At 66.7% G+C, this 21,634-nt stretch carries 20 protein-coding genes; 10 read left to right on the top strand and 10 right to left on the bottom strand.

Annotated features, from left to right (window positions below; genetic code table 11):
* Window positions 1–2: 2 nt before the first annotated feature.
* Window positions 3–692, bottom strand: a complete 690-nt coding sequence (locus KQ910_RS05035) for a hypothetical protein (RefSeq protein WP_216957381.1) — start codon at window positions 690–692, stop codon at window positions 3–5.
* Window positions 689–2,332: a flavin-containing monooxygenase gene (locus KQ910_RS05030; RefSeq protein ID WP_216957380.1), complete on the bottom strand. Its 1,644-nt coding sequence runs from the start codon at window positions 2,330–2,332 to the stop codon at window positions 689–691. The genes KQ910_RS05035 and KQ910_RS05030 overlap by 4 nt, the downstream gene beginning before the upstream one ends.
* A 259-nt stretch (window positions 2,333–2,591) precedes the next feature.
* Between KQ910_RS05030 and KQ910_RS05025 the strand changes: the two genes are divergently transcribed.
* Window positions 2,592–3,758 (top strand): HlyD family secretion protein, encoded by a 1,167-nt coding sequence (locus KQ910_RS05025; protein WP_216957379.1) that lies wholly within the window; start codon window positions 2,592–2,594, stop codon window positions 3,756–3,758.
* A 150-nt stretch (window positions 3,759–3,908) separates the two neighbouring features.
* Window positions 3,909–5,483: a DHA2 family efflux MFS transporter permease subunit gene (locus KQ910_RS05020; RefSeq protein ID WP_216957378.1), complete on the top strand. Its 1,575-nt coding sequence runs from the start codon at window positions 3,909–3,911 to the stop codon at window positions 5,481–5,483.
* Between the two features lie 239 nt (window positions 5,484–5,722).
* On the opposite strand, the gene KQ910_RS05015 is transcribed toward KQ910_RS05020, so the two are convergent.
* Window positions 5,723–7,282, bottom strand: coding sequence for an AMP-binding protein (locus KQ910_RS05015; RefSeq protein ID WP_216957377.1), 1,560 nt, complete (start codon window positions 7,280–7,282; stop codon window positions 5,723–5,725).
* Window positions 7,283–7,341: 59 nt separating this feature from the next.
* Here KQ910_RS05015 and KQ910_RS05010 point away from each other — a divergent pair, with 59 nt between their 5' ends.
* Window positions 7,342–8,622 carry an ArgE/DapE family deacylase gene (locus KQ910_RS05010; protein WP_216957376.1) on the top strand — a complete coding sequence of 427 codons (1,281 nt, stop codon included), beginning with the start codon at window positions 7,342–7,344 and terminating at the stop codon, window positions 8,620–8,622.
* A 249-nt stretch (window positions 8,623–8,871) separates the two neighbouring features.
* Window positions 8,872–9,849 carry an NAD(P)-dependent alcohol dehydrogenase gene (locus tag KQ910_RS05005; RefSeq protein ID WP_216957375.1) on the top strand — a complete coding sequence of 326 codons (978 nt, stop codon included), beginning with the start codon at window positions 8,872–8,874 and terminating at the stop codon, window positions 9,847–9,849.
* A gap of 51 nt (window positions 9,850–9,900) precedes the next feature.
* On the opposite strand, the gene ald is transcribed toward KQ910_RS05005, so the two are convergent.
* Window positions 9,901–11,016 carry an alanine dehydrogenase gene (gene ald / locus KQ910_RS05000; protein ID WP_216957374.1) on the bottom strand — a complete coding sequence of 372 codons (1,116 nt, stop codon included), beginning with the start codon at window positions 11,014–11,016 and terminating at the stop codon, window positions 9,901–9,903.
* Between the two features lie 135 nt (window positions 11,017–11,151).
* On the opposite strand from ald, the gene KQ910_RS04995 reads away from it, so the two are divergent.
* The gene (locus tag KQ910_RS04995; protein ID WP_216957373.1) at window positions 11,152–11,661 is read left to right on the top strand and encodes an Lrp/AsnC family transcriptional regulator; all 510 of its coding nucleotides are present in this window, start codon (window positions 11,152–11,154) and stop codon (window positions 11,659–11,661) included.
* Here the strand turns inward: KQ910_RS04995 and KQ910_RS04990 are convergent.
* From KQ910_RS04990 to KQ910_RS04970, 5 genes are all read right to left on the bottom strand, one after another.
* Window positions 11,634–12,497: an EamA family transporter gene (locus KQ910_RS04990; protein WP_216957372.1), complete on the bottom strand. Its 864-nt coding sequence runs from the start codon at window positions 12,495–12,497 to the stop codon at window positions 11,634–11,636. The genes KQ910_RS04995 and KQ910_RS04990 overlap by 28 nt on opposite strands.
* Window positions 12,498–12,527: 30 nt before the next feature.
* The gene (gene leuD / locus KQ910_RS04985; RefSeq protein ID WP_216957371.1) at window positions 12,528–13,145 is read right to left on the bottom strand and encodes a 3-isopropylmalate dehydratase small subunit; all 618 of its coding nucleotides are present in this window, start codon (window positions 13,143–13,145) and stop codon (window positions 12,528–12,530) included.
* 132 nt (window positions 13,146–13,277) lie between these two features.
* Entirely contained in the window at window positions 13,278–14,672 is a 1,395-nt protein-coding gene (gene leuC / locus KQ910_RS04980; protein ID WP_216957370.1) for a 3-isopropylmalate dehydratase large subunit, read from the bottom strand.
* A gap of 45 nt (window positions 14,673–14,717) precedes the next feature.
* The gene (locus tag KQ910_RS04975; RefSeq protein ID WP_216957369.1) at window positions 14,718–15,950 is read right to left on the bottom strand and encodes a tetratricopeptide repeat-containing glycosyltransferase family protein; all 1,233 of its coding nucleotides are present in this window, start codon (window positions 15,948–15,950) and stop codon (window positions 14,718–14,720) included.
* A 141-nt stretch (window positions 15,951–16,091) separates the two neighbouring features.
* Window positions 16,092–16,304, bottom strand: a complete 213-nt coding sequence (locus KQ910_RS04970; protein ID WP_216957368.1) for a DUF1127 domain-containing protein — start codon at window positions 16,302–16,304, stop codon at window positions 16,092–16,094.
* A 117-nt stretch (window positions 16,305–16,421) separates the two neighbouring features.
* Here KQ910_RS04970 and KQ910_RS04965 point away from each other — a divergent pair, with 117 nt between their 5' ends.
* A complete protein-coding gene (locus KQ910_RS04965) occupies window positions 16,422–17,324 on the top strand; it encodes a transcriptional regulator GcvA (protein WP_216957367.1) in 903 nt (300 codons plus the stop codon).
* Between the two features lie 29 nt (window positions 17,325–17,353).
* Here KQ910_RS04965 and KQ910_RS04960 read toward each other — a convergent pair whose 3' ends face one another.
* Complete coding sequence (locus tag KQ910_RS04960; RefSeq protein WP_216957366.1) at window positions 17,354–18,505, bottom strand: acyl-CoA dehydrogenase family protein; 1,152 nt, start codon at window positions 18,503–18,505, stop codon at window positions 17,354–17,356.
* Window positions 18,506–18,574: 69 nt separating this feature from the next.
* Between KQ910_RS04960 and KQ910_RS04955 the strand changes: the two genes are divergently transcribed.
* The 4 genes from KQ910_RS04955 (at window position 18,575) to KQ910_RS04940 (ending at window position 21,616) form a co-directional block, all read left to right on the top strand.
* Window positions 18,575–19,303, top strand: a complete 729-nt coding sequence (locus KQ910_RS04955; protein WP_216957365.1) for a GntR family transcriptional regulator — start codon at window positions 18,575–18,577, stop codon at window positions 19,301–19,303.
* Window positions 19,304–19,432: 129 nt separating this feature from the next.
* Complete coding sequence (locus tag KQ910_RS04950; RefSeq protein WP_216957364.1) at window positions 19,433–20,488, top strand: LLM class flavin-dependent oxidoreductase; 1,056 nt, start codon at window positions 19,433–19,435, stop codon at window positions 20,486–20,488.
* Window positions 20,489–20,705: 217 nt separating this feature from the next.
* Window positions 20,706–21,329: an MSMEG_1061 family FMN-dependent PPOX-type flavoprotein gene (locus tag KQ910_RS04945; protein WP_216957363.1), complete on the top strand. Its 624-nt coding sequence runs from the start codon at window positions 20,706–20,708 to the stop codon at window positions 21,327–21,329.
* 23 nt (window positions 21,330–21,352) lie between these two features.
* The gene (locus tag KQ910_RS04940; RefSeq protein ID WP_216957362.1) at window positions 21,353–21,616 is read left to right on the top strand and encodes a hypothetical protein; all 264 of its coding nucleotides are present in this window, start codon (window positions 21,353–21,355) and stop codon (window positions 21,614–21,616) included.
* Window positions 21,617–21,634 lie beyond the last annotated feature (18 nt).

Here is a 21,634-nt window from a genome sequence, read left to right as displayed (position 1 = left end):
CCTCAAGTCCAGCGGGCGGTATCCGCACGGTCGATGGCGGTGAGAAGCGTCGCAGTCGAGACGACCGTCCAGTCGCAGAGATCGTAGCGGCGACTGAGCTTGTCGCGCACCGCCGCCTCGGCCTCGCCTTCGGGCAGCTTCGAGCGCTCCCACATCGCCAGATTCGGCCGCCGCGTGAGCAGCAGGCTCCGAACCCCGCCGTGCAGGCCCGCGCCCGTGACCTCGTCAGGAGCGGTCACGGTGCGGTCGCCGGTCGCCTGCCACAGACCCACGACCTGGGAATCGTAGGCGCCCTCGAAGCCCGGCCAGGCGGCGGCGCAGAGGTCGAGGAACTCCGGCCAGTGCGGTTCCGGCACCGCGAACCAGCGGAAGGCATAGTTGCCCTGGCGCGTCGGCGGAACGGTGTCGGTGGGACGCAGCGTCGGCACCATGGTCTCGCTGGTCGTGGAGCGAATGTCGGCTTTGTCCGCCACCAGGACGTGCTCGGCAGCGGCGGCCGTGATGCCGTGCGGCCAGACGCTGATCGCCTGCACCTCGTCGCGCGGCCGGCCGATCTGGCTGCGCCAGGCGCCGTAGAGCTGGCCGCCGGCCTCGGCAATGCGGCGCGCGCCGTCGCCCGACAGGCGGGCGGCGACGGCCTGCCATCGACGCGGCGCGGCGTCGATGCGGTGATGGACGTAGGTGGCGCTCACGCCACTTCTGCTTTGTGGCGGCTCAAGGTGAAGCCCTCGTAGCCCTTGCCCACGATCTCGTCGCAGTGCCGCTTGTAGCGGTCGAAGCCGCCGACATAGGGCATGAACACGCGCGGCTTGCCGGGGATGTTGGCGCCGACGTACCAGGAGTTGGCCAGGGGATAGAGCGTGCTGTCGGCCACCGCGTTGACGTGGCCGACCCATTCGCTCTCGGCCTGCGGCGAGGGCTCGATGCGGTCGAGCTGGTGCCTGCCGAGATGGTCGATCGCGTCGGCGATCCAGTCGACATGCTGTTCGATGGAGGCGATCATCTGCGTCTTCACGCCGGGGCTGCCGGGCCCGGTGACGACGAACATGTTGGGGAAGCCCGAGACCATCAGGCCGAGATAGGTGAGGGGACCGCCCTCCCAGTGATCGGCCAGCACCGCGCCGTCGCTGGTGCGGATGTCGATCTCGCGCAGCGCGCCGGTCATGGCGTCGAAGCCGGTGGCGAAGACAATGACGTCGAGTTCGTAATCGGCCTCGGCCGTGCGCACGCCTTTCTCGGTGATCTCCTGGATCGGAGCGGAGCGCACGTCGACCAGCACCACGTTGTCGCGATTGTAGGTCTCGTAATAATTCGTATCGAGGCAGAGGCGCTTGGTGCCGATCGGGTGGTCCTTGGGCGCCAGCAGCTCGGCCGTCCTCTTGTCCTTCACGATGCCGCGGATCTTGTTGCGCGCGAATTCGGACGCCGTGTCGTTGGCCTCCTTGTTCACCAGCAGATCGGTGTAGGTATAGAGGTAGCTGATACTGCCGCCCTCTTGCCACTTGGCCTCGTAGGCGGCGTTGCGCTCCTCCTCGGTGACGTCGAGCGCCGATTGGGTCGGGCGCGGATAGCCGCCGATCGCGAAGGGCGTGTCGTAGGCAGCACGCCGGCGCGCAGGATATTCGGCCTTGTGGCGGCTCTCGCGCTCTTCCTCCATCGGTGCGTTGCGCGCCGGCAGGCTGAAGTTGGCGGTGCGCTGGAAGACATGCAGGTGTTTGGCCTGCCGGGCGATCAGCGGGATCATCTGCACGCCCGAGGACCCAGTGCCGATGACGCCGACCCTCAGGCCGGTGAAGTCGACGCCCTCATGCGGCCACAGGCCCGAATGGTACCATTTGCCCTTGAAGCTCCCGATGCCCTTGAAGTTCGGAACGCGCGGCGTCGAGAGATTGCCCGCCGCCATGATGCAGTAGCGCGCGCGGATATCCTCGCCGCCTTCGGTGCGCAGCGTCCATTCGTTGGTCGCGCCGTCGAAGGTGGCGGTCTTTATGCGGGTGTTGAGCTGCACGTCACGGCGCAGGTCGAAGCGGTCGGCGACATGGTTGATGTATTTCAGGATCTCGGGCTGGGTGCCGTAACGCTCCGGCCATTTCCACTCCTGCTGCAGCTCGTCTGAAAAGCTGTAGGAATATTCGAGGCTCTCCACGTCGCAGCGCGCGCCCGGATAGCGGTTCCAGAACCATGTGCCGCCGATGCCCGAACCGGCTTCGTAGGCCCGGACCTTGAGCCCGAGCTTGCGCAGGCGATGAATGGCATAGAGACCGCCGAGACCGCCGCCGACGATGGCGACGTCGAGCTGGCGCGGTGAGGAGGCGTGGGAAGCATCGGGCATGGGGCGGTCCTGGTTGGATTTTTGCTCTGCGAATGGCGACGGGCAGGCTGTCTTTCCAGCGTCCGCCCGACGGTCCGTTTTGGCAAGGGCGGCGAGCACGGATGCGGAACGGCGAGCCGTCATGCGTCCGGCGCGGTGCAGCCTGTCGGCTTCCCGCGTGAAGATCGTTGGCCCGCCGATTGTTTCGGCCGTATGCTTTTTTCATGACAGCAGCGCGAATCCCCGGTTGAGAACGGCACGGTAAGTCGTGGATCAGTCGGTGCCGCCGCCCGCCCTGAAATCGTCTCCTGCCTCCCCCGCGATCGGCGTGATGCCGCGCGAGCGTGTGAGTCGGGCGTCCGGCCTCGTCCGCGTCCTTCTGCGACCGCGCTTCATCGCCGTCGGCCTGGTGCTGCTCTGCGCGCTGATCTATGGCGGCCGAGAACTCCATCTGCGGCTGACGCATGTCTACGAGTACGACGCCCGAGTGACCGCCGACATCGTGACGGTGTCGAGCCGCGCCGAGGGCTGGATCGTCGACCTCGCGGTGCGCGAGGGCCAGAGGGTCGAGGCGGGCCAGACGCTGGTCAGGATCGACGACCGCGCGGCCAAGCTGCGGGTCGATGGCCTGAAAGCGCAGATCGAAGGCGTGCGGGTGGAGCGGGCGCGGCTGCGCGCCGAGCGCAAGCTCGATCAGAACCAGGCCGATGCCTCGATGCGCACGCGCACGTCCATCATCACGGTCCGCGAGAAGGCGCTGGCCGCCCTGCGCGCCGATCTCGATTTCGCCAAGCTGGAGCTCGACCGCAGCAAGACGCTGTTCGCCAGCCGTGTCGTCAACGAGCGGCAACTCCAGGTGGCGCAGGCGCTGGTGACGAAGCTCGAGATCCAGATCCTGCAGCTCCAGGCCGAGCATGAGCAGGCCGAGGGTAGCCTGGCTGAAGCGAAAGTGGGCCATGATCGGCTCGGCGTGATCGACGCCCAGATCGAGGCGCTGACCCACCAGGTGGCGGTGCTGGCGGCGCAGATGCGCCAGCAGCAGGTCGATGTCGAGGACCGCACGATCAAGAGCCCGATCCCGGCCGTGATCGACCGCACCTTCACGCTGCCGGGCGAATATGTGGCGGCGGGCCAGCGCATCCTGCTGCTGCACAATCCCGACGAGGTCTGGGTCGAGGCCAACATCAAGGAGACGCAGATCGGCAAGCTGAAGCTCGGCCAGACGGTGCGCGTCTCGGTCGACGCCTATCCCAACGACACGTTCGTGGGCCGCGTGGCACGCATCGGCAGCGCCACGACGGCGCGCTTCGCGCTGCTGCCGACGCCCAATCCCTCAGGCAATTTCACCAAGATCACCCAGCGAATGCCGGTCAAGATCGACATGGTCCAGATGCCGAAGCCGCTCACGCCCGGCATGATGGTCGAAGTCGAAATTGATATTCGGTAGGGCCATGACCCCTCCGTCGGCGAAGACGCCGACACCTCCCCATTTGAATGGGGAGGCACTCGAATGCTTTCTTGCCCATTCAAATGGGGAAGTGCCCCGTCTTACGGGGCGATGGGGTCATGATCGTCGCGTGACGACATCCCCGGCAGCATGACGACCGCCGCCGTTCCCCTGCAGACGGCCGCGGCGCTCACCGAGCGCTACGGGCCTTCGTATCGCTGGCTGGTCACCATCACCGGCATGATGGGTGTGGTGTCGATGGTGCTGGCGATGACCACGGTCAACGTCGCGGTGCCCGACGTCATGGGCGCCTTCGGCATCGGCCAGGACAAGGCGCAGTGGATGTCGTCGGCCTACATGGCGACGATGACCGCCGGCATGCTGATCAACGCCTGGCTGAGCGGCATCCTGGGCGAGCGCCGGACCTTCGTGGGGGCGCTGTTCTTCTTCTCGGTGGGCGCGCTGATGGGCGGCATGGCGCCGACCGAGGATGCGCTGATCTTCGCCCGCGTGCTGCAGGGCTTCAGCGCCGGCGTCGCCCAGCCGCTGGTCATGGCCACCATCTTCACGGTGTTTCCGCCGGAGCGCCGCGGCATGGCGATGGGCGTGTTCGGCCTCGGCGTCGTGTTCGCGCCGGCGATCGGCCCGACCCTGGGCGGGCTGATGATCGAATACTTCTCCTGGCGTTACGTCTTTTTCATCTCTCTGCCCTTCTGCGTCGTCGCCGCCGTGATGGGCCTCGTGTTCATGCCGCACCGGCCGATCCCGAAGGTGGTTCCGCCCTTCGACTGGCTGGGCTTCGCGCTCCTCTGCACGGCGCTGTTCGGTCTCATGACCGGCATCGCCGACGGCCAGCGCGAGGGCTGGGGCTCTGATGCCATCGTGTTCCGGCTGGTCCTCGGCGCCGTGGCCACGGTGGCCTTCGTCTGCTGGGAGCTCTACACGCCGCGCGCGCTGCTCGACGTGCGCATCTTCGGCAACGTCGAATTCTCCGCCGCGGCCCTCATTGCCTTCATCTTCGGTGCCGGCATGATGGGCTCGACCTACATCATCCCGGTCTTCGTGCAGACTATCATCGGCTTCACGCCCTTGCTGGCCGGGCTGATGATGATGCCGGCGGGCATCATGCTGGCCTTTATCTTCCCGCTCGCGGGGCGCCTCTCGGACGCCATGCCGGCCTCGACCATGATCATCGGTGGGCTGCTGCTGTTCGCGCTGGGCTTCGCCTGGATGACGGCCGCCGACGTGGACACCACGTTCTGGACGCTGGTCAGCATGGTGATGGTGTCGCGGCTGGGCCTGGGCTTCATCAATCCGAGCCTCAATGCTTCGTCATTGAAGGCGCTGCCGGCCGACAAGGTGCGCCAGGGTTCGGGCGTCGCCAACTTCATGCGCCAGCTCGGCGGCGCGTTCGGCATCAACCTGATGGTCGCCTTTTTCGAGATCCGCACGCGCTTCCATGCCGACGCGCTGACGGCCACGCAGGACTGGGGCAACCGCACGACCGAACGGATGCTGACGCAGATCGAGCAGCTCCTGCAGCGCGGCGGACTGCCGCATCAGCAACAGAAGGCCGGCGCGATCGACTACCTGGCGACGATCGTGCAGAGCAAGGCCCAGATCATGGCCTTCTCCGATACCTTCATCGTGGTGGGCGTCGTGGCGCTGGCTGCCCTGATCCCCGCGGCGATGCTGTCGCGTTCGCAGCGCCGGTCGCGCGGCTAGGGCGTCTCGGGCAAGATTTAATCGAGCCGAGCATTCCAACACTGACCTCACCCTGAGGAACGCTCCGCAGGAGCGTGTCTCGAAGGGTGGGCACGCGCACCTTGCCTGTTGCCCATCCTTCGAGACGGCCCTTCGGGCCTCCTCAGGATTAGGTACGTGTTTGAATCGACTCAATTCATTTCCGGTCGGCCTCTCAGGATGAGGTGAGTGGTTCAATGTGAGATGGAAGGACTCCGGGATCAGACGATGCGGCTCTTCTTGTCGCCCCAGTAACGGTCGCGCAGCAGGCGCTTGTAGAGCTTGCCGGTCGGCAGGCGCGGCAGCTCGTCCTCGAAATCGACGGAGCGCGGCACCTTCTGGCGTGCGAGGTGCTGGCCGCAGAAGGTGATCAGTTCCTCGGCGGTGGCGGCATTCTTCGGCACGCCCGGCATGAGCTGGACGACCGCCTTCACCTCCTCGCCGAGATCGGCATTGGGCACGCCGAACACCGCCGCATCGGCCACCTTCGGATGGGTGATCAGCAGGTTCTCGCATTCCTGCGGATAGATGTTCACGCCACCGGAGATGATCATGAAGGTCGCCCGGTCGGTCAGGTGGAGATAGCCGTCGGCGTCGACATAACCCACGTCGCCGACCGTGCTCATCGTGCCGTCCTCGGAGCGCGCCTCGCGCGTCTTGCCGGGGTCATTGAAATACTCGAAGGGCGTCGCGGTCTTGAACCACAGGGTGCCGGGCGTGCCGGAGGGGAGCGGCTTCATGTCGTCGTCCAGCACGTGCAGCTCGCCCAGCAGGACGCGGCCCACCGTGCCCTTGTGCGCCAGCCATTCCTCGGAGTTGCAGGCGGTGAAGCCCAGCCCCTCGGTGGCGCCGTAATATTCGTGGATGATCGGCCCCCACCATTCGATCATCTGTTCCTTCACCTGGACGGGGCAGGGCGCCGCCGCATGGATGGCGATCTCCAGCGAACCGAGGTCGTACCGCGTGCGCGTTTCCTCTGGCAGCTTGAGCAGGCGCGAGAACATGGTCGGCACCAGCTGGCTGTGCGTGACGCGGTATTTCTCGAGGAGCTGGAGGTAATGCTCGGCATCGAAGCGTTCCATGACGATCACGGTGCCGCCCATGCGGATCGCGAGGTTCACCGCCGCCTGCGGCGCCGAGTGATAGAGCGGCGCCGGCGAGAGATAGATCATGCCCTCGCGGTACTGCCAGAGCTTCAGCAGGAAGGAGAAGATCGGCAGGAGCTGCGACGGCGGCTGTTCGGCCAGCGGCCGCACGATGCCCTTCGGTCGCCCCGTCGTGCCGGACGAATAGAGCATCGCCGTGCCCAGCGACTCGTCGGCGATCGGCGTATCGGGCAAGCCGGCGGTCGCCTCTTCCAGGTTGACGATCCTCGTTCCGCCCTTCGATTCGGCGCCGGGTCCGTCGACGACGATACAAAGTTCGAGTCCCGGGCATTGCGGCAGGGCGGCGAGGGCCACGTCCCGCTTGGCCTGCGAGGTGATGAGCACTTTCGAAGTGCTGTTGTTCAGGATGTAGGCCAGCTCGTCGGCCGTCAGGAACGAGTTCACGCAGGTGTAGTAGGTGCCGGTGCGTTCACCCGCGGTGCAGCACTCCACGTAGCGTGCGTTGTTCTCCATGTAGATCGAATAGTGGTCGAGCCGCTCGATGCCGTGTGCCCGCAGCAGGTGCGCCAGCCGGTTGCTGCGCGCTTCCAGTTCGCCGTAGGTCACGGTCTCGCCGCTGCCGGCCATGATCACCGCAGGATGGGACGCCTGCGTCGCGTGTTTGCCCGGGTACATCTTTGTTTCCTCCGCCCGTAACTATAGACGCCGTACCGGGGCTACGCCAAAGTCCGCGCATGCTCGAATCATCGCTCAAGACCAAAATCATGGACGAAGTCGATCGTCGCTTCGACGATCAGACCAACGTGCTGGCCGATCTGGTCCGCATTCCCTCCACCCGTTTCCAGGAAGCGCCCGCGCAGGACATGATGGCGCGCCTGTTCAAGGAGGACGGGCTCGGCATCGACCGCTGGCAGGTCAAGATCGACGACCTGAAGCACCTGCCGGGCTACTCGCCGCACTCGCTGGACTATGACGATGCCTGGAACGTCGTTGGTGCCTGGCGGCCGTCGAACCCGAAGGGCCGCTCGCTGATCCTCAACGGACACATCGACGTGGTGCCCGAGGGGCCGCACGAGATGTGGACGCGCAATCCCTACGACGCCTACGTCAAGGACGGCTGGATGTACGGCCGCGGCTCGGGCGACATGAAGGCCGGGCTGATCCTGAACGTCTTCGCCCTGCGGGCCCTGCGCGCGCTTGGCTACATGCCGGCGGCCGACGTCTACCAGCAGTCGGTGGTCGAGGAGGAGTGCACGGGCAACGGCGCGCTGGCCTGCCTGCAGCGCGGCTATCGCGCCGAGGCGGCGCTGATCCCCGAGCCCTCGGGCTGCACGCTCACCGTCTCGCAGGTCGGCGTGATGTGGTTCCAGGTCAAGGTCACCGGCCATCCGGTCCATGTCTACAAGGCCGATGCCGGCTCGAACGCGATCGAGTCCGCCTATCGCCTGATCCAGCAGTTGCGCGAACTCGAGAAGAAGTGGAACGCGCTCAAGGTCCACGACAAGCATTACTGCGACCATCATCATCCGGTGAACTTCAACGTCGGCAAGATCGCCGGCGGCGACTGGGCGAGCTCGGTGCCGTCCTGGTGCACCTTCGACATGCGCGTGGGCGTGCTGCCGACGCAGACGCTCAAGGAGTGCCGGCAGGAGGTCGAGGACACGATCCGCCAGGCCGCGGCCAACGATCCCTTCCTCGGCAACAACCTGCCGACCGTGAGCTGGGAAGGCTTTCAGGCCGAGCCCTATGTGCTCAAGAACCACGAGCATGTGCGCGACATCCTCGCGGACGCGCACAAGACGGTGTTCGGCGCGGAACTCGACGACCGGCGCACGACCGGTACGACCGATGCCCGTTTCTTCGGCCTCTATGCCGGCCTGCCGGCGCTGGTCTACGGGCCGCAGTCGGACGACGTCCACGGCTTCGACGAGAGGGTGAACATCGAATCGATCCGCAAGATCACCCAGTCGACGGCGCTGTTCATCGCCGAATGGTGTGGGCTGGAGAAAGTCTGATCCACCTCAAGCACCCTCTCGCTACGGAGTGGGCAGGGCCATCGCACATGTCTCAGAAGGCCGTGATGGTTGGTGTTCAGAGGAAGGCGAAAGGTCCCTCGCTTAGGCTCGGGATGACAATTCTGTTGGGATTTGCGCAGTGCGCTGATCGAACAAGCGGTGTCATCCCGAGCGTAAGCGAGGGACCCTTACCTCACATGAGATAGCCCTGCCCACTGCCTGGCGGAGAGGACGTTAGAGCGCCAGACCATGAAAGCCTTCGTCTACCGCCGCTACGGCGGTCCCGATGTCGTCGAGCTTGCCGAGGTGCCGAAGCCCGTGCCGCGGGACAACGAGGTGCTCGTCAGGATCCACGCCACGACGGTCACCTCGGGCGACTGGCGCGTGCGCACGCTGCACGTGCCCACCGGCCTCGGGCTGGTGGCGCGTCTCGCCATCGGCTTCACGCGGCCCCGCCAGCCCATCATGGGCTCCGAGATGGCCGGGACGATCGAGTCCGTCGGCAAGCACGTCACGCGCTTTCGGGTCGGCGACGAGGTGTTCGGCTTTCCCGGCGGCGCGATGGGTTGCCATGCGCAGTACCGAACGATGCCCGAGGACGGGCGCATCGCGCGCAAACCCGCAAACCTGTCGTTCGAGGAGGCGGCGTCTCTGCCGTTCGGCGCTTCGACCTCGCTGCATTACCTGCGCAAGGCAAAGATCAAGGCGGGTGAGGCAGTGCTGGTGATCGGTGCGTCCGGCGGTGTCGGCAGCGCCATGGTCCAGCTCGCGAAGCATTTCGGCGCCCAGGTGACGGGTGTGACCAGCACGAACAACCTGGCGCTCGTCGCTTCGCTCGGCGCCGACCGGGTGATCGACTACACGCGCGAGGACTTCACGGCGCGGGGCGAGACCTACGACATCGTCGTCGACACGGTCGGCAAGACGCCGGTCGCGCGCTGCATGCGTATCCTCAAGGACAAGGGCCGGCTGCTCGCCGTGGCGGCGGGCCTGCCGGAGATGCTGGCGTCGGTGTGGGCGCCGTTGACCGGAAGCCGGCGGGTCATCGCCGGCCCTGCCGAGGAACGGGCCGGCGACATACCGGAGATCGCCGCCCTAGCCGAAGCCGGCGCGCTGAAGCCCGTGATCGATCGCCGCTACCGCTTCGCGCAAATGCCCGAAGCGCACGCCTACGTCGAAACCGGCCGCAAACGCGGCAGCGTGGTCGTGAGCGTCGAGCACGCCTGACCGTCTCCTAAGTCCTCTCCGCCACGAAGTGGGGGAGAGGACAGTGAAAGACTACGCGGCGATCGCCTGCTCCGCCGGTGCGTAGGGCAAGCCGAGGCTTTCGGCGGCCGCCTTGTGGGTGAAGCGGCCGCGATGGATGTTGAGGCCGGCGCGGAGGTGCGGGTCCGCGGCGACGGCGGCGAGGCCCCTGGCCGCGAGTGCCAGACCAAAGGGGAGCGTGGCGTTGTTCAGCGCCTCGCTCGAGGTCAGCGGCACCGCGCCCGGCATATTGGCGACGCAATAGTGGATGATGCCCTCGACCTCGTAGGTCGGCTGGGCGTGGGTCGTCGCGTGCGAGGTTTCGAAGCAGCCGCCCTGGTCGATGGCGACGTCGACGATCACCGAGCCCGGCTTCATCGACTTCAGCATCGCCTTCGTCACCAGCTTCGGCGCGCTGGCGCCGGGCACCAGCACGGCGCCGATCACCGCGTCGGCCGCGAAGACCTCCTGTTCGACCGCGGCAAGGGTCGAGTAGCGCGTGCGCACGCGGCCCCCGAACAGTTCGTCGAGTTCGCGCAGCCGCGGCAGCGAGCGGTCGAGCACCGTGACGTCGGCGCCGAGGCCCGCCGCCATGCGCGCGGCATGCGTGCCCACAACGCCGCCGCCCAGCACGACGACATGGGCGGGCTGCACGCCCGGCACGCCGCCCAGCAACAGGCCGCGCCCGCCGCGATGGCGCTGCAGGGCACCGCCCGCCGCCTCGATGGAAAGACGCCCCGCGACCTCGCTCATCGGCGCCAGCAATGGCAGGCCGCCGCGAGGATCGGTCACGGTCTCATAGGCGATGGCGGTGCAGCCCGAGGCGATCAGGCCCTTCGCCTGCTCGGGATCGGCGGCGAGATGGAGATAGGTGAACAGTATCTGGCCGGGGCGGAGCTGGACCCATTCGCCGGGCTGCGGCTCCTTCACCTTCACGATCATGTCGGCCGTCGCGAAGATCTCGCCCGCCGTGGCGGCGATGTGCGCGCCGGCCGCACGATAGACCTCGTCGCTGGCGTTGATCCCTGCGCCCGCGCCGGTCTCGACCACGACTTCATGGCGGGAATGGACGTATTCGCGGACCGCGCCCGGCGTCAGACCGACGCGATATTCGTGGGTCTTGATCTCCTTCGGTACACCGACGCGCATGCGGGCAATCTCCAGGCTGTTCCGGAGACCATCAAACCAAGGAAAGCGGGTTCGTTTCCCGGCATTCTGAAGGCGAATTGCGTCGATCTCGCCTGAACTCTACGCTGAAAGGCAGAATCGCGCAGGATTGCAAACATGGATATCGACAAGATCGACGCCACCATCCTGTCGGAGTTGACCGGGAATGCCCGTGTCAGCCAGGTCGAACTGGCCGCACGCGTCGGCCTTTCCAGCACGGCGGTGGCGCGGCGACAGCGGGCGCTCGAGGAAAACGGTCTTATCCAGAGCTACCAGGCCGTCCTCGATCTCCGCCGCTTCGGGCTGGCCACCACGGTGGTGGTGCGGATCACCCTGGACAGCCAGAGCGACGAGGCGCTCAAGGCGTTCGAGGCGGGCGTCCTCGACTGTCCCTCGGTCGTGCGCTGCTTCCTGATGTCGGGCAGCGACGACTACGTCGTCATCGTGCTGGCGCGCGACATCGAGGATTTCGAGCGCATCCACCGGACCGAACTTTCGCGCCTGCCGCGCGTGGCCCGGCTCGAATCGAGCTTCGCGCTGCGCGAGGTCGTGAACCGCGCCGTGCCGCCTTCGGTGTTCGGCAAGACCGCGCGAGGGGTTCAGCGCAGGCGGCGCGCCGAGGCATAGACGCCGAGCGCCACGCCACCCAGCACGACGGCGACGCCGACCATGCGCATCCCCTCCAGCGGCTCGCCAGTCAGATAGCCGGAGATCGCGAGCGCGGCGCAGGGCACGAGCAGGCTGACCGGGCCGACCTTCGCGGCAGGATAGGTGCGCAGCAAGGTTCCCCAGATCAGGTAACCCAGCCACATCACCGGAACGACCGTGTAGAAGAGCACGAACCAGCCGCGCAAGGTCGGCGCCAGGATTGGCGCGGCCAGCGCCATCGGCCCATCGAGCACGAGGGACGCCAGCCCGAGCGGGATCGGCGGCAGGACGCTGGCCCAGACCGTGACGGCGAACATCGAGACGCCGCGCGCCGAGCGGAAGACGAGGTTGCCCAGCGCCCATGTGAAGGCCGACATCAGCGCGAGACCCAAGGCGAGCAGCGGCGTATCGCCTGAGATCGACTGCGCGATCAGCACGACGCCGGCGACCGCGATGGCGAGGCCCAGCCACTGTCCGCGCGTCGCATGCTCGCGCAGCAGCAGGGCGGCCAGCACGACCGTGAGCGGCCCCTGGAGCTGCACCAGCACCGAGGTGAGACCGGGAGGCAGGCCGGCCTGCATGGCAAAGAACAGGAAGATGAACTGGCCGCCGAACATCAGGCCGCCGATTCCCGCCAGCACGGACCAGGAAACGGCAGGCTTCGGGATGAACAGGGCCGGCAGTGCGCCCAGCAGGAAGCGCCAGGTCGCGAAGGCGAAGGGTGTGAACTCGTCGAGGCCGAAGCGGATGACCGTGAAGTTCAGCCCCCACATCGCCACGATGAGGAGGGCCGCCGCGAGATGCAGCGGGCTCATGCCCGCTGCGGGGTGCACGGGCTCAAGTGCCTAGAGCCAGATCCAGGGCCGCGCACTCTTGTCCGACGTCTGCCACGCCTCGATCTCGTCGCGGCGCGACATGGTGAGGGCGATGTCGTCCAGCCCGTTCAGCATCGCATGCTGGCGGCGCGCATCGACCTGGAACGGGATGGTGCGGCCGGTCGGCGAGATCACCTGGCAGTTCTCGAGGTCGACGGTGACGCGCGCGTTGCCGGGCGAGGCCTTCATCTCGTCGGCGAGCTGTTCGATCTCGTGGATCGGCAGGGCCACCGGCAGAAGGCCGTTCTGGAAGCAGTTGTTGTTGAAGATGTCGCCGAAGTACGGCGCGATCACCGCCTTGATGCCCATGCCCTTCAGCGCCCACACCGCGCCCTCGCGGCTGGAGCCGCAGCCGAAATTCTCGCGGCTGAGGATGATCGGCGCGTCGCGATAGGGCGTCTGGTTGAAGATGCAGTCCGGGTCCTCGCTGCCGTCGGGCTTGAAGCGGATCTGCTCGAAGGCGTAAGGGCCGAGACCCTCGCGCGTCACGTTGTCGACCAGCCGCTCGATGCGGATGATCAGGTCGGTATCGACGTTCTGGCGCATCAGCGGCGCCGCGACACCCGTCACCTTGGTGAACTTGTCCATCTTGCGTTTCCTCCTCCCACCTCATCCTGAGGAGCGCGCAGCGCGTCTCGAAGGATGGGCAACAAATGTGGTGCTCGTTCCCACCCTTCGAGACGCGGCCCTGCAGGCCGCTCCTCAGGGCGATGCCTTTCGCTACATCTTCCTCACGTCGGCGATGGCGCCCTTGATGGCGGCGGCCGCGGCCATGGCGGGGCTCGCGAGATGGGTGCGGGCGCCGGGGCCCTGGCGGCCGACGAAGTTGCGGTTCGAGGTCGAGACGCTGCGCTGGCCGGGCGGCACGCGCTCGCCGTTGGAGGCGAGACACATCGAGCAGCCCGGCTCGCGCCATTCGAAGCCCGCCTCGGTGAACACGCGGTCCAGGCCCTCGGCCTCGGCCTCGGCCTTGATGCGCACCGAGCCGGGCACGACCCAAGCGGTGACATGATCGGCCTTGTGCCGGCCCTTCACGATCTCGGCGGCGGCGCGTAGGTCGGAGATGCGGGAGTTGGTGCAGGAGCCGATGAACACCCAGTCGACCTTGGTGCCTTCGATCGGCTTGCCGGGTTCGAGGCCCTGGTACTTGAGTGCGGCTTCCCAGGCGCCACGCTTCTCTTCCGGTCCCTTGCCGGGATCGGGGATGGCGCGGTCGACGGCGATCACGTGCTCCGGGCTGGTGCCCCAGGTGATCTGCGGCGCGACGTTCTTCATGTCGATCGTGTGCTCGCGATCGAATTCGGCATCGGGATCGCTCGGCAGGGTGCGCCAGTGAGCGACGGCGCGATCCCACATCGCGCCCTTCGGCGCATAGTCGCGGCCGTCGAGATACTCGTAGGTCGTGTCGTCGGGCGCGACCATGCCGGTGCGCGCGCCCATCTCGATGGTGAGGTTGCAGAGCGTGAGCCGCGCCTCGGCCGGCAGGGCGCGCACGCCCGAGCCGGCATATTCGACCGAGTAGCCGGTGCCGGCGGCCGTGCCGAGTTCGCCGATCAGGTGAAGGATCATGTCCTTGGCCGTGACGCCCGGCAGCAGCTTGCCTTCGAAGCTGGCGCGCATGCGCTTGGGCTTGCGCTGGACCATCGTCTGGGTGGCGATCACATGCACCAGCTCGGAAGAGCCGATGCCGAACGCCAATGCGCCCAGGCCGCCATGCGTGGAGGTGTGGCTGTCGCCGCAGACCAGTGTCGTGCCCGGCAGGGTGAGCCCCTGCTCGGGACCCATGACGTGCACGATGCCCTGGCCGTCCTGGCCGAGGTCGAACAGCTTGATGCCGTAGGCGCTGGTCGTCTCGCGCATCGACTTGATCAGCGGCAGGCCCGGCGGATGGGTGTGCTCGGTGCGGCCGGGCTTGGTCGACATGGTGTGGTCGGGCGTGCCGTAGATCAGCCGCGGCTGCGACGGCGGATAGCCCTTCTCGATGGCTTCCTTCAGCGCCTTGCCGCCTGACATGTCGTGCAGCAGCAGCCGGTCGATGTGCAGAAGCACGAAGCCGTTCCCGAGATCGGTGATGACGTGGCTGTCCCAGATCTTGTCGAAAAGGGTCTTGCCCATGGGTTTGGCCTTTGGGGTGAGTGGTTTATCCGCGGGACGCGGATATCAGCACCGGGCGAGCCGCGCCGCCAGCCCTTCGCGATCATCGTCGCGCAGCAATTCCGCTGACGCATACCAGGGCGATATTCCGAGCCTCGGTCCCCAGAGCCAGTCTGCGGTACGCGGCAGGAGGATCACCGTGGGAATGCCGAGCGAGGCCGCGGCATGGGCAGGCCAGGCATCGTCACCGACGACGAGGCGGCAGGCCGGGATTTCGTCCGGCGCGCGTGTGATCTCGAGGCCCGCCGGCGGTTCCACGAGACTGAACCAGCCGACGCGCGACGATGGGACTGCCTGCGGGCGCAATCTCGCGGGCGGCGGCAGCGCGTCGAGCGACCAGTTCAGCAGATGCGGCAGGCTGCGTAACGGCGCGGCGGCCGCGAACCCGTCGAGCGGTTCGCCGCGCTGCACGGTCGGACCGTCGAACCAGCCGGCCAGCGGGGCCGCGCATTGCACGACGGCGCCCTGGATGATGGCATCGACACCGCGCGCCAGCATCAGCGTGTCGCGCAGCGCCTCGCTGCTGCCGATGTCGGCCTGTTCGGGATAGACGAGCAGGCGGCCCGTCAGCGGTTCGCCCTGCCAATTTGGCAGTTCGGGCGCGTAGCGTTCCCCGGCAATCTCGAGCCGCGCCTCGTGATCGCCGAGGCCGCGCCACCAGTCGCCCTGGCGCAGCAGCAGCTTCCCGCGACGCAGGCGAAGACGCGGATCGGCCGGATGGCTGACCAGCGCGGTTTCGAGATCGGTCAGGGCGCCCGCCCATTCGCCGCGCGCCGCCAGCAGGTCTGCCCGCGCGCTGAGGCTGGGCACCAGCCGGTTGTCGATCGACAGGGCCTGGTCGTAGGCGCGCTCGGCCTCTTCGGCTCGTCCCAGCGCTTCGAGGGCGCGGCCGGTATTGTGGGCGATGCTGGCATCGTCGGGCTTGAGGCGCGCCGCTCGTACGAGTGCGGCCAGCGCCTGTTCGTTCTGGCCGAGCTGGAGCAGGCAGCCGGCAAGGTTGGTCTGGGCCGCGACCTCGCGCGGCAGGAATTGGGCGGCGCGCTCCAGCGGTTCGCGGGCCTCGGCGAAGCGTCCGAGTTTCAGCCGGAACTGGCCCAGCAGATGAAGCGCCTGGCCCATGTTGGGCCGCGCCTCGACAATGCGGCCGAACATCTCCTCGGCCGCCGCGAAATCCCCCGCCGCCGCGCGCTGCAGGGCGTCGCGGCCGAGGGTCTGGATCTGCTGGTCGTTAAGGGGCACGCGGCGGCTCTAGCAGAGCCACGGAGATGCGCAAAGAAAAAGCCGGCGGTCGCAAGGGAGGCAGGAGCGACCGCCGGCCAGGCACCGGAGTGGGATGGTCCCGCGCAGGGTAAGGACGGGACCCCTCCGGATCTCGAAAGGTCAGCCGCGCCAGAAGGGCTTGTCGGCCTCGAACTGGACGTCGGTCGGGCTGATGCCGAGGTCGCGCAACGTGCGGTGGTCGAGGTTGGCGAGTTCGCGGCGCTCCCGGGCGCGGCGCCGCCAGGTTGCAACCACCTCGCCGACGGCGGCGAAGGCTGCAACGGCGCCAGCCAGCGTGGCCTGCGAGGTGTCGTGAAGCGATATGTTGGCCATGGGACCTCTCCCGAAGGGGTTTGAACTCTGTTGAGGGTGATTTGCGCCCGGGGAGGCCCCTTTACAAACGACCCTTTGTCCTGTTTTGATTAAAATAGCTCATGTGAAGGACACGCGATGAAACGATCCCTGCCGCCACTCAATGGCTTGCGTGCCTTCGAAGCAGCCGCGCGCCACATGAGCTTTACCGATGCCGCCGAGGAATTGAGCGTCACGCAGGCCGCGATCAGCCACCAGGTGCGCGGTCTGGAACAGAGACTCGGATTAAAATTGTTCGTGCGGCGCAATCGCTCGCTGCTTCTGTCCGAGGCCGGCCAGGCCTACCTGCCGGCGGTGCGTTCCGCGTTCGATCAGCTGAACGAGGCGACCGAGAAGCTGCTGCAGAAAGACAAGGGCGGCCATCTCACCGTGACCACCACGGCCTCTTTCGCGATGAAGTGGCTGGTGCCGCGGCTGGGCGGCTTCCAGCGCGCCAACAACGAGATCGACGTGCGCATCTCGACCGGCACCGGACTGGTCGATTTCTCGCGCGAGGACGTCGACATCGGCATCCGCTACGGCCGCGGCCAGTGGCCCAACCTGATGGCCGAGCGGCTGGTCGCCGAGGACGTGATGCCGGTCTGCGCGCCGTCGCTGCTCAAGGGACCGAACGGGCTGAAGAAGCCGGCCGACTTGAAGCGCTTCACGCTGCTCCACATCGGCAACTTTCCCGACGACTGGCAGGTCTGGCTGACCGCCGCGGGCGTGAAGGGCGTCGATGCCTCGCGCGGCGTCTCGTTCGACTTCGCGCTGGCGGCTTATCAGGCGGCGATGGACGGGCTGGGCGTGGCGCTGGGGCGCAACCCGCTGGTCGAGCCCGACCTCAAGGCCGGGCGGCTGGTCGTGCCGTTCGAGTTCAAGCGCTCCTCGGACTTCGCCTACTATCTCGTCTATCCGCCCGAGGCGATCCGGCGACGCAAGATCAAGGCGTTCCGCGACTGGGTCGTGTCTCTCTCCGAAGTCGCGCAACAGGCGGCCTGATCAGCAGGCTCCTGCGGCCATGACTGTCGTCATACCCAGGCGTCATCGAGATGCACACCCAGCAGGCTCTTGCCCTGGATCTCGACGTTCACATCGAAATCGAGCATCGCGTGATGCGATGCCGTGTTCATGTCGCGGAAGAAGATCTGCATGACGTGGCTGTCGTGCGCTGCGCCCGCGCCTGCGCCTTCGAAGAGCCTGTTGCAGGCACGCCGGCACAGTTCGGTGGCGTAGGCCGCATTCCAGCGAATTTGCGCCCGCTTCGCCGCGGGCATCGGCGGATCGTGCAGCATCGACTCCTCCAGCAGATCGCAGTTCTGCTTCGTCAGCGACCAGGCGCAGGAGATCTCGACGCTCGCCTCGGCGACGCGCCGCTGCACGCCGGCGTTCTCGGCCTTCATCGCTCCGGTGTAGACGTCGCGGCGACCGCGGGTCTTGTCGATGAAGAGCTGCAGGCCACGTTCGGCCATTCCCACGATCGTGCCGAGCAGCATGGTCGCCAGGGTCGGCCGGATCGGAAGACGATAAAGCGGAATGTCTATTCCGGGGACGGTACCGAGCTGGGCTTCGAGCATGGGCACCGCGTAGTGTTCGGGGATGAACGTGTTTTCGAGCACGATGTCCTTCGAACCCGTTCCGCGCATGCCGAGGGTGAACCAGGTGTCGTCGATGACAGCGTCCTTCTTCGGCATCACGACGATCAGGGACGGACAGGGGACACCGGCTTCGTTGCGAATGCCCTTGCAGCCGACCAGTACCCAGTCGCCATGGTCGGCCCCGCTGGCATAGGGCCACCGGCCGTTGAGTATGTAGCCGCCCTGGGTGCGCTGGCAGGTGCCGCGCAGGGACGGGACGCCGGGAATCAACATGCCGGGATGGCCACCGAAGATCTCGTTCTGTCCGAGGCTCGGCAGGCGGCCCGCGATGAAGGTGTGGGCCGCACAGACCATCAGGACCCATGACGCGGCCGTACTGCCGTGCGCGATGGTGCGCTCCGCTTCGACAAGAGCCCGGACCGGCAGTTCGTAACCGCCATGGGCGGCAGGGGCCACGATGCGGGTGACGCCGGACTCATGCAGCAGAGCCACCGCGCGAGGGCTCAGTTGGCGGTTGGCCTCCGACTCGGCCTCGGTTTCCTTCAAGGCCTCGACGATCCTTTGGGCATTTCCGGCGTCGTACATCGCGTCCTCCACAGGTTCGCAAAGCGTTGGTCGCTGCGTTATTCATACTAGTATGTTAGTATAGGGACCATGCGAACATCCCTCAACGTGGTTCTGCCGGATGCCCCTGAAGCCTTGTGGCGGGGCACGCCGCGGCTTCACGATCTGGCCTATGCCTACCTGAAGGGGTTGCTGCTCGGTGGCGGGCTGGATCCGGGCGACCAGATCTCGTCGGAAGCGGTGGGCCGTGTCCTCTCGATCAGTCGCGCGCCGGTGACAGACGCAATCCGCCGTCTGACGGTGGAGGGACTCCTCGAAATCCTGCCCCAGGTCGGCTGCCGCGTGGTCCGCCCCGTTCCGGCCGAAGTGAAGGACCTCTACGAGATCTTCGGCGCCACCGAGGGGGTCATCGCCCGTCTCGCCGCGGAGCGGCGCTCGGCCGCCGATGCCGCCCACTTCGAGCGCCGATGCGCAGCCCTGGCGTCGCCGGACGGACTCCCGGACGGCCCGGCTGCCCGGTTCATGGAACTGAGGCAGCGCAATCGTCGCCGGTACGAACTGCTGCACGACCTGGCACGCTCGCGTCCGAGCATTGGAATCGCCGAGTCTTTCTGGGACCAGAGCGACTTCCTCATCAGGGTGGCCTTCGGCCATCGCGACCTGCCGCCTTTCGTCAAGGCGGGACACGCCGCGTTCGTTGCGGCGGTCGTTGCCGGCGACGGTGCGACGGCGGAGCGCGAGACCCGCAGCTATCTGGTTCGCCTGGGCCGGCATGTCGCCGAGTTGCTCGAGCGGCGCCTCCATCCCGACAGCTCTTAGCCACCCGGGAGAGGAGTTCCTTCAGCTTTCTCTTGTTTGAACTTCACCCAGACGACGGTCCCTCGAAGAGCAGGTTCCGGAACCGCGTCGGACCTGATCGACCGACGTAAGACAAGGCGGAGAAGCGCTATGCAGTTTGGCTATTTCACGCTGTCCGACAATCGCTATCCCAACAATCCGCGTTCGGCGGAGTCCTTCATCAAGGACATCTATGCCGAGGCGATATGGGCGGAGAAGGTCGGGCTGAACTCGGCCTGGATCGGCGAGCATCATTTCAACCTGCTGGGCGTCAACGCCTCGCCTCTGGCGATGCTGGCGCAACTGGCGGGTGCCACGACGAAGCTGCGCCTGGCGCCGGCGGTGACGCTGCTGCCGGTGCATCATCCGCTGCACGTCGCGGAGGAATGGGCGACGCTCGATCTCCTGTCGGGTGGCCGGGTCGATTTCGCTGCCGGGCGCGGCTACGACCGCAAGGAGTACGATCCGTTCCAGATGCCCTTCGACGATTCGGCCGAGCTGTTCGCCGAGGGGCTGGAGATCGTGTGGCGCGCCTGGACCGAGCCCGGCAAGTGGTCCCACAAGGGCAGGTTCTATCAATTCGACGACGTCGAGGTGCGACCTAAGCCGGCGCAGAGCCCGCTCCGGCCCTATGTGGCCTGCTTCTCGCGGCCGTCGATGGAACTCGCGGCGAAGAACGACTGGAACGTGATCTACGCGCCGTTTGCGGCTGCGATGGTCTACGGCTCCCTTGCCGATGCGGTGCGGGTCTATCGCGAAACCTGCGAGACCGGCTTCAAGCGGCCGATGCGGCGGGCCATGTGCTCCTACTTCGTGCACATCGCCTCGACGCCGGAGGAGGAGAACTACGGCAAGGAAGCGCTGGTGCGCTATTTCCAGGACGCGCTGATCGCGGCGTTTCCGTCCTCGTCGGGCGAGAAGGTGCCGCCGACCTACAAGTACTTCGTCGACATCGTGAACATTCTTCGCGACATGCGGCCGGAGAAGCTCACCGACAAGTCGATCCTGTGCGGCAGCCCGCAGCACATCGTCGACACGCTGAAGCAGGTGGAGGCGGCCGGCGTCGCCGAGGTCATCCTCTACTTCAACTATGGCCAGAAGCCGCACGCGATGGTGAAGGAGCAGATGCAGCGCTTCATGCAGGAAGTGGCGCCGCACTTCGCCTAGTCACCGGGGGAAGAGAAGGATCCCTCACTTCGTTCGGGATGACACCGTTTCTTGTACTAGGGCTGTGCGTCCATAAAAAAATCGGTGTCATCCTGAGCGCCGCGAAGGATCCTTGATCATACTGCCGAGGCTGGAGAATCCTTGCCGCAGGCATGGTTGCAAGTCGTTCGCAAGTGACGGATGGTGCCGCGGAACGCGTCTTGAAGGAGTTGCCTCAATGGCTCGCATCACCACGAAGGAAGAACTTCGGCGGACTATCGCCGAGCCGCGGCCGGCCACACACGCCAAGATCCTCGACGCGCTCGACGAGCAGTCGATCGATTTCCTCAAGCGCTGCCCCTTTGCTCTGGTCAGCACGGCCTCGGCGGATGGCACCATCGAAGTGTCGCCGAAGGGTGACGAGCCGGGCTTCATCCGGATCGAGGATCCGAAGACACTGCTGATCCCGGAGCGTGTCGGCAACAACCTGGCCTTCGGCCTGAACAACATCATCGCGACCGGGAAGATCGGCATCATCGCCCTGGTCCCCGCGACCGGCGAGACGCTGCGCATATCCGGCACCGCGGAAATCCACGACGATGCCGAACTCGTCGCCTCTCTGAGCTCGCTGGGCAAGCCGGCGCTGCTGGCGACCCGCGTCCACATCAAGCATTGCTACTTCCACTGTGCCCGCTCGATCGTGCGCGCCAAGCTGTGGGACCCCAAGGCGTGGCCGGCGCCTGGGCGCATCTCGTTCGGCAAGATCATCGCCCCGCGCATCGGCGAGAGCGATGCCGTCGCAGCCCAGATCGACGCCAACGTCGAGGGCGCCTACACGACGCGGCTGTGGCAGAACACCTGATCGGCTGAAAGGACCGGCTTTCGATGAAGCGAAAGGTCGGTCTGTTCCTGCTCACGGTGCTGGTGGCCGTGAGCCTCGGCGCGACGCTCGTGGCGTCGCTGGCCATGTACAGGCTGGTGTCGGGCCTGCAGGACGAGGACCTGCGTCGCATCGAGACAAGCCTCGGCGAACGCTTCGACGTCTTCGAGACGATGTTGCGCAGCGAGAACAAGCGCAACACCGCGGCCATGGCGCAGGTGCTGCCGCAGATCGACGCCGACGTGGCGAGCCTCGGCCGGCCGACCTGACGGTCGAACAGCTGAACG

It is taken from the genome of Reyranella humidisoli (assembly GCF_019039055.1).
GTDB classification, from domain to species: Bacteria; Pseudomonadota; Alphaproteobacteria; order Reyranellales; family Reyranellaceae; genus Reyranella; species Reyranella humidisoli.
The sequence above is the reverse complement of the archived record's forward strand: the minus strand, read 5'-3'. Positions and strand labels throughout refer to the sequence as shown.

Bases quoted from the DNA above. Each gene is read 5' to 3' on its own strand.
- KQ910_RS05030 (WP_216957380.1), bottom strand. From the start codon at position 2,332: ATGCCCGATGCTTCCCACGCCTCCTCACCGCGCCAGCTCGACGTCGCC.
- KQ910_RS05020 (WP_216957378.1), top strand. From the start codon at position 3,909: ATGACGACCGCCGCCGTTCCCCTGCAGACGGCCGCGGCGCTCACCGAG.
- KQ910_RS05015 (WP_216957377.1), bottom strand. From the start codon at position 7,282: ATGTACCCGGGCAAACACGCGACGCAGGCGTCCCATCCTGCGGTGATC.
- KQ910_RS05010 (WP_216957376.1), top strand. From the start codon at position 7,342: ATGCTCGAATCATCGCTCAAGACCAAAATCATGGACGAAGTCGATCGT.
- KQ910_RS05005 (WP_216957375.1), top strand. From the start codon at position 8,872: ATGAAAGCCTTCGTCTACCGCCGCTACGGCGGTCCCGATGTCGTCGAG.
- ald (WP_216957374.1), bottom strand. From the start codon at position 11,016: ATGCGCGTCGGTGTACCGAAGGAGATCAAGACCCACGAATATCGCGTC.
- KQ910_RS04995 (WP_216957373.1), top strand. From the start codon at position 11,152: ATGGATATCGACAAGATCGACGCCACCATCCTGTCGGAGTTGACCGGG.
- KQ910_RS04990 (WP_216957372.1), bottom strand. From the start codon at position 12,497: ATGAGCCCGCTGCATCTCGCGGCGGCCCTCCTCATCGTGGCGATGTGG.
- leuD (WP_216957371.1), bottom strand. From the start codon at position 13,145: ATGGACAAGTTCACCAAGGTGACGGGTGTCGCGGCGCCGCTGATGCGC.
- leuC (WP_216957370.1), bottom strand. From the start codon at position 14,672: ATGGGCAAGACCCTTTTCGACAAGATCTGGGACAGCCACGTCATCACC.
- KQ910_RS04970 (WP_216957368.1), bottom strand. From the start codon at position 16,304: ATGGCCAACATATCGCTTCACGACACCTCGCAGGCCACGCTGGCTGGC.
- KQ910_RS04965 (WP_216957367.1), top strand. From the start codon at position 16,422: ATGAAACGATCCCTGCCGCCACTCAATGGCTTGCGTGCCTTCGAAGCA.
- KQ910_RS04960 (WP_216957366.1), bottom strand. From the start codon at position 18,505: ATGTACGACGCCGGAAATGCCCAAAGGATCGTCGAGGCCTTGAAGGAA.
- KQ910_RS04955 (WP_216957365.1), top strand. From the start codon at position 18,575: ATGCGAACATCCCTCAACGTGGTTCTGCCGGATGCCCCTGAAGCCTTG.
- KQ910_RS04950 (WP_216957364.1), top strand. From the start codon at position 19,433: ATGCAGTTTGGCTATTTCACGCTGTCCGACAATCGCTATCCCAACAAT.
- KQ910_RS04945 (WP_216957363.1), top strand. From the start codon at position 20,706: ATGGCTCGCATCACCACGAAGGAAGAACTTCGGCGGACTATCGCCGAG.
- KQ910_RS04940 (WP_216957362.1), top strand. From the start codon at position 21,353: ATGAAGCGAAAGGTCGGTCTGTTCCTGCTCACGGTGCTGGTGGCCGTG.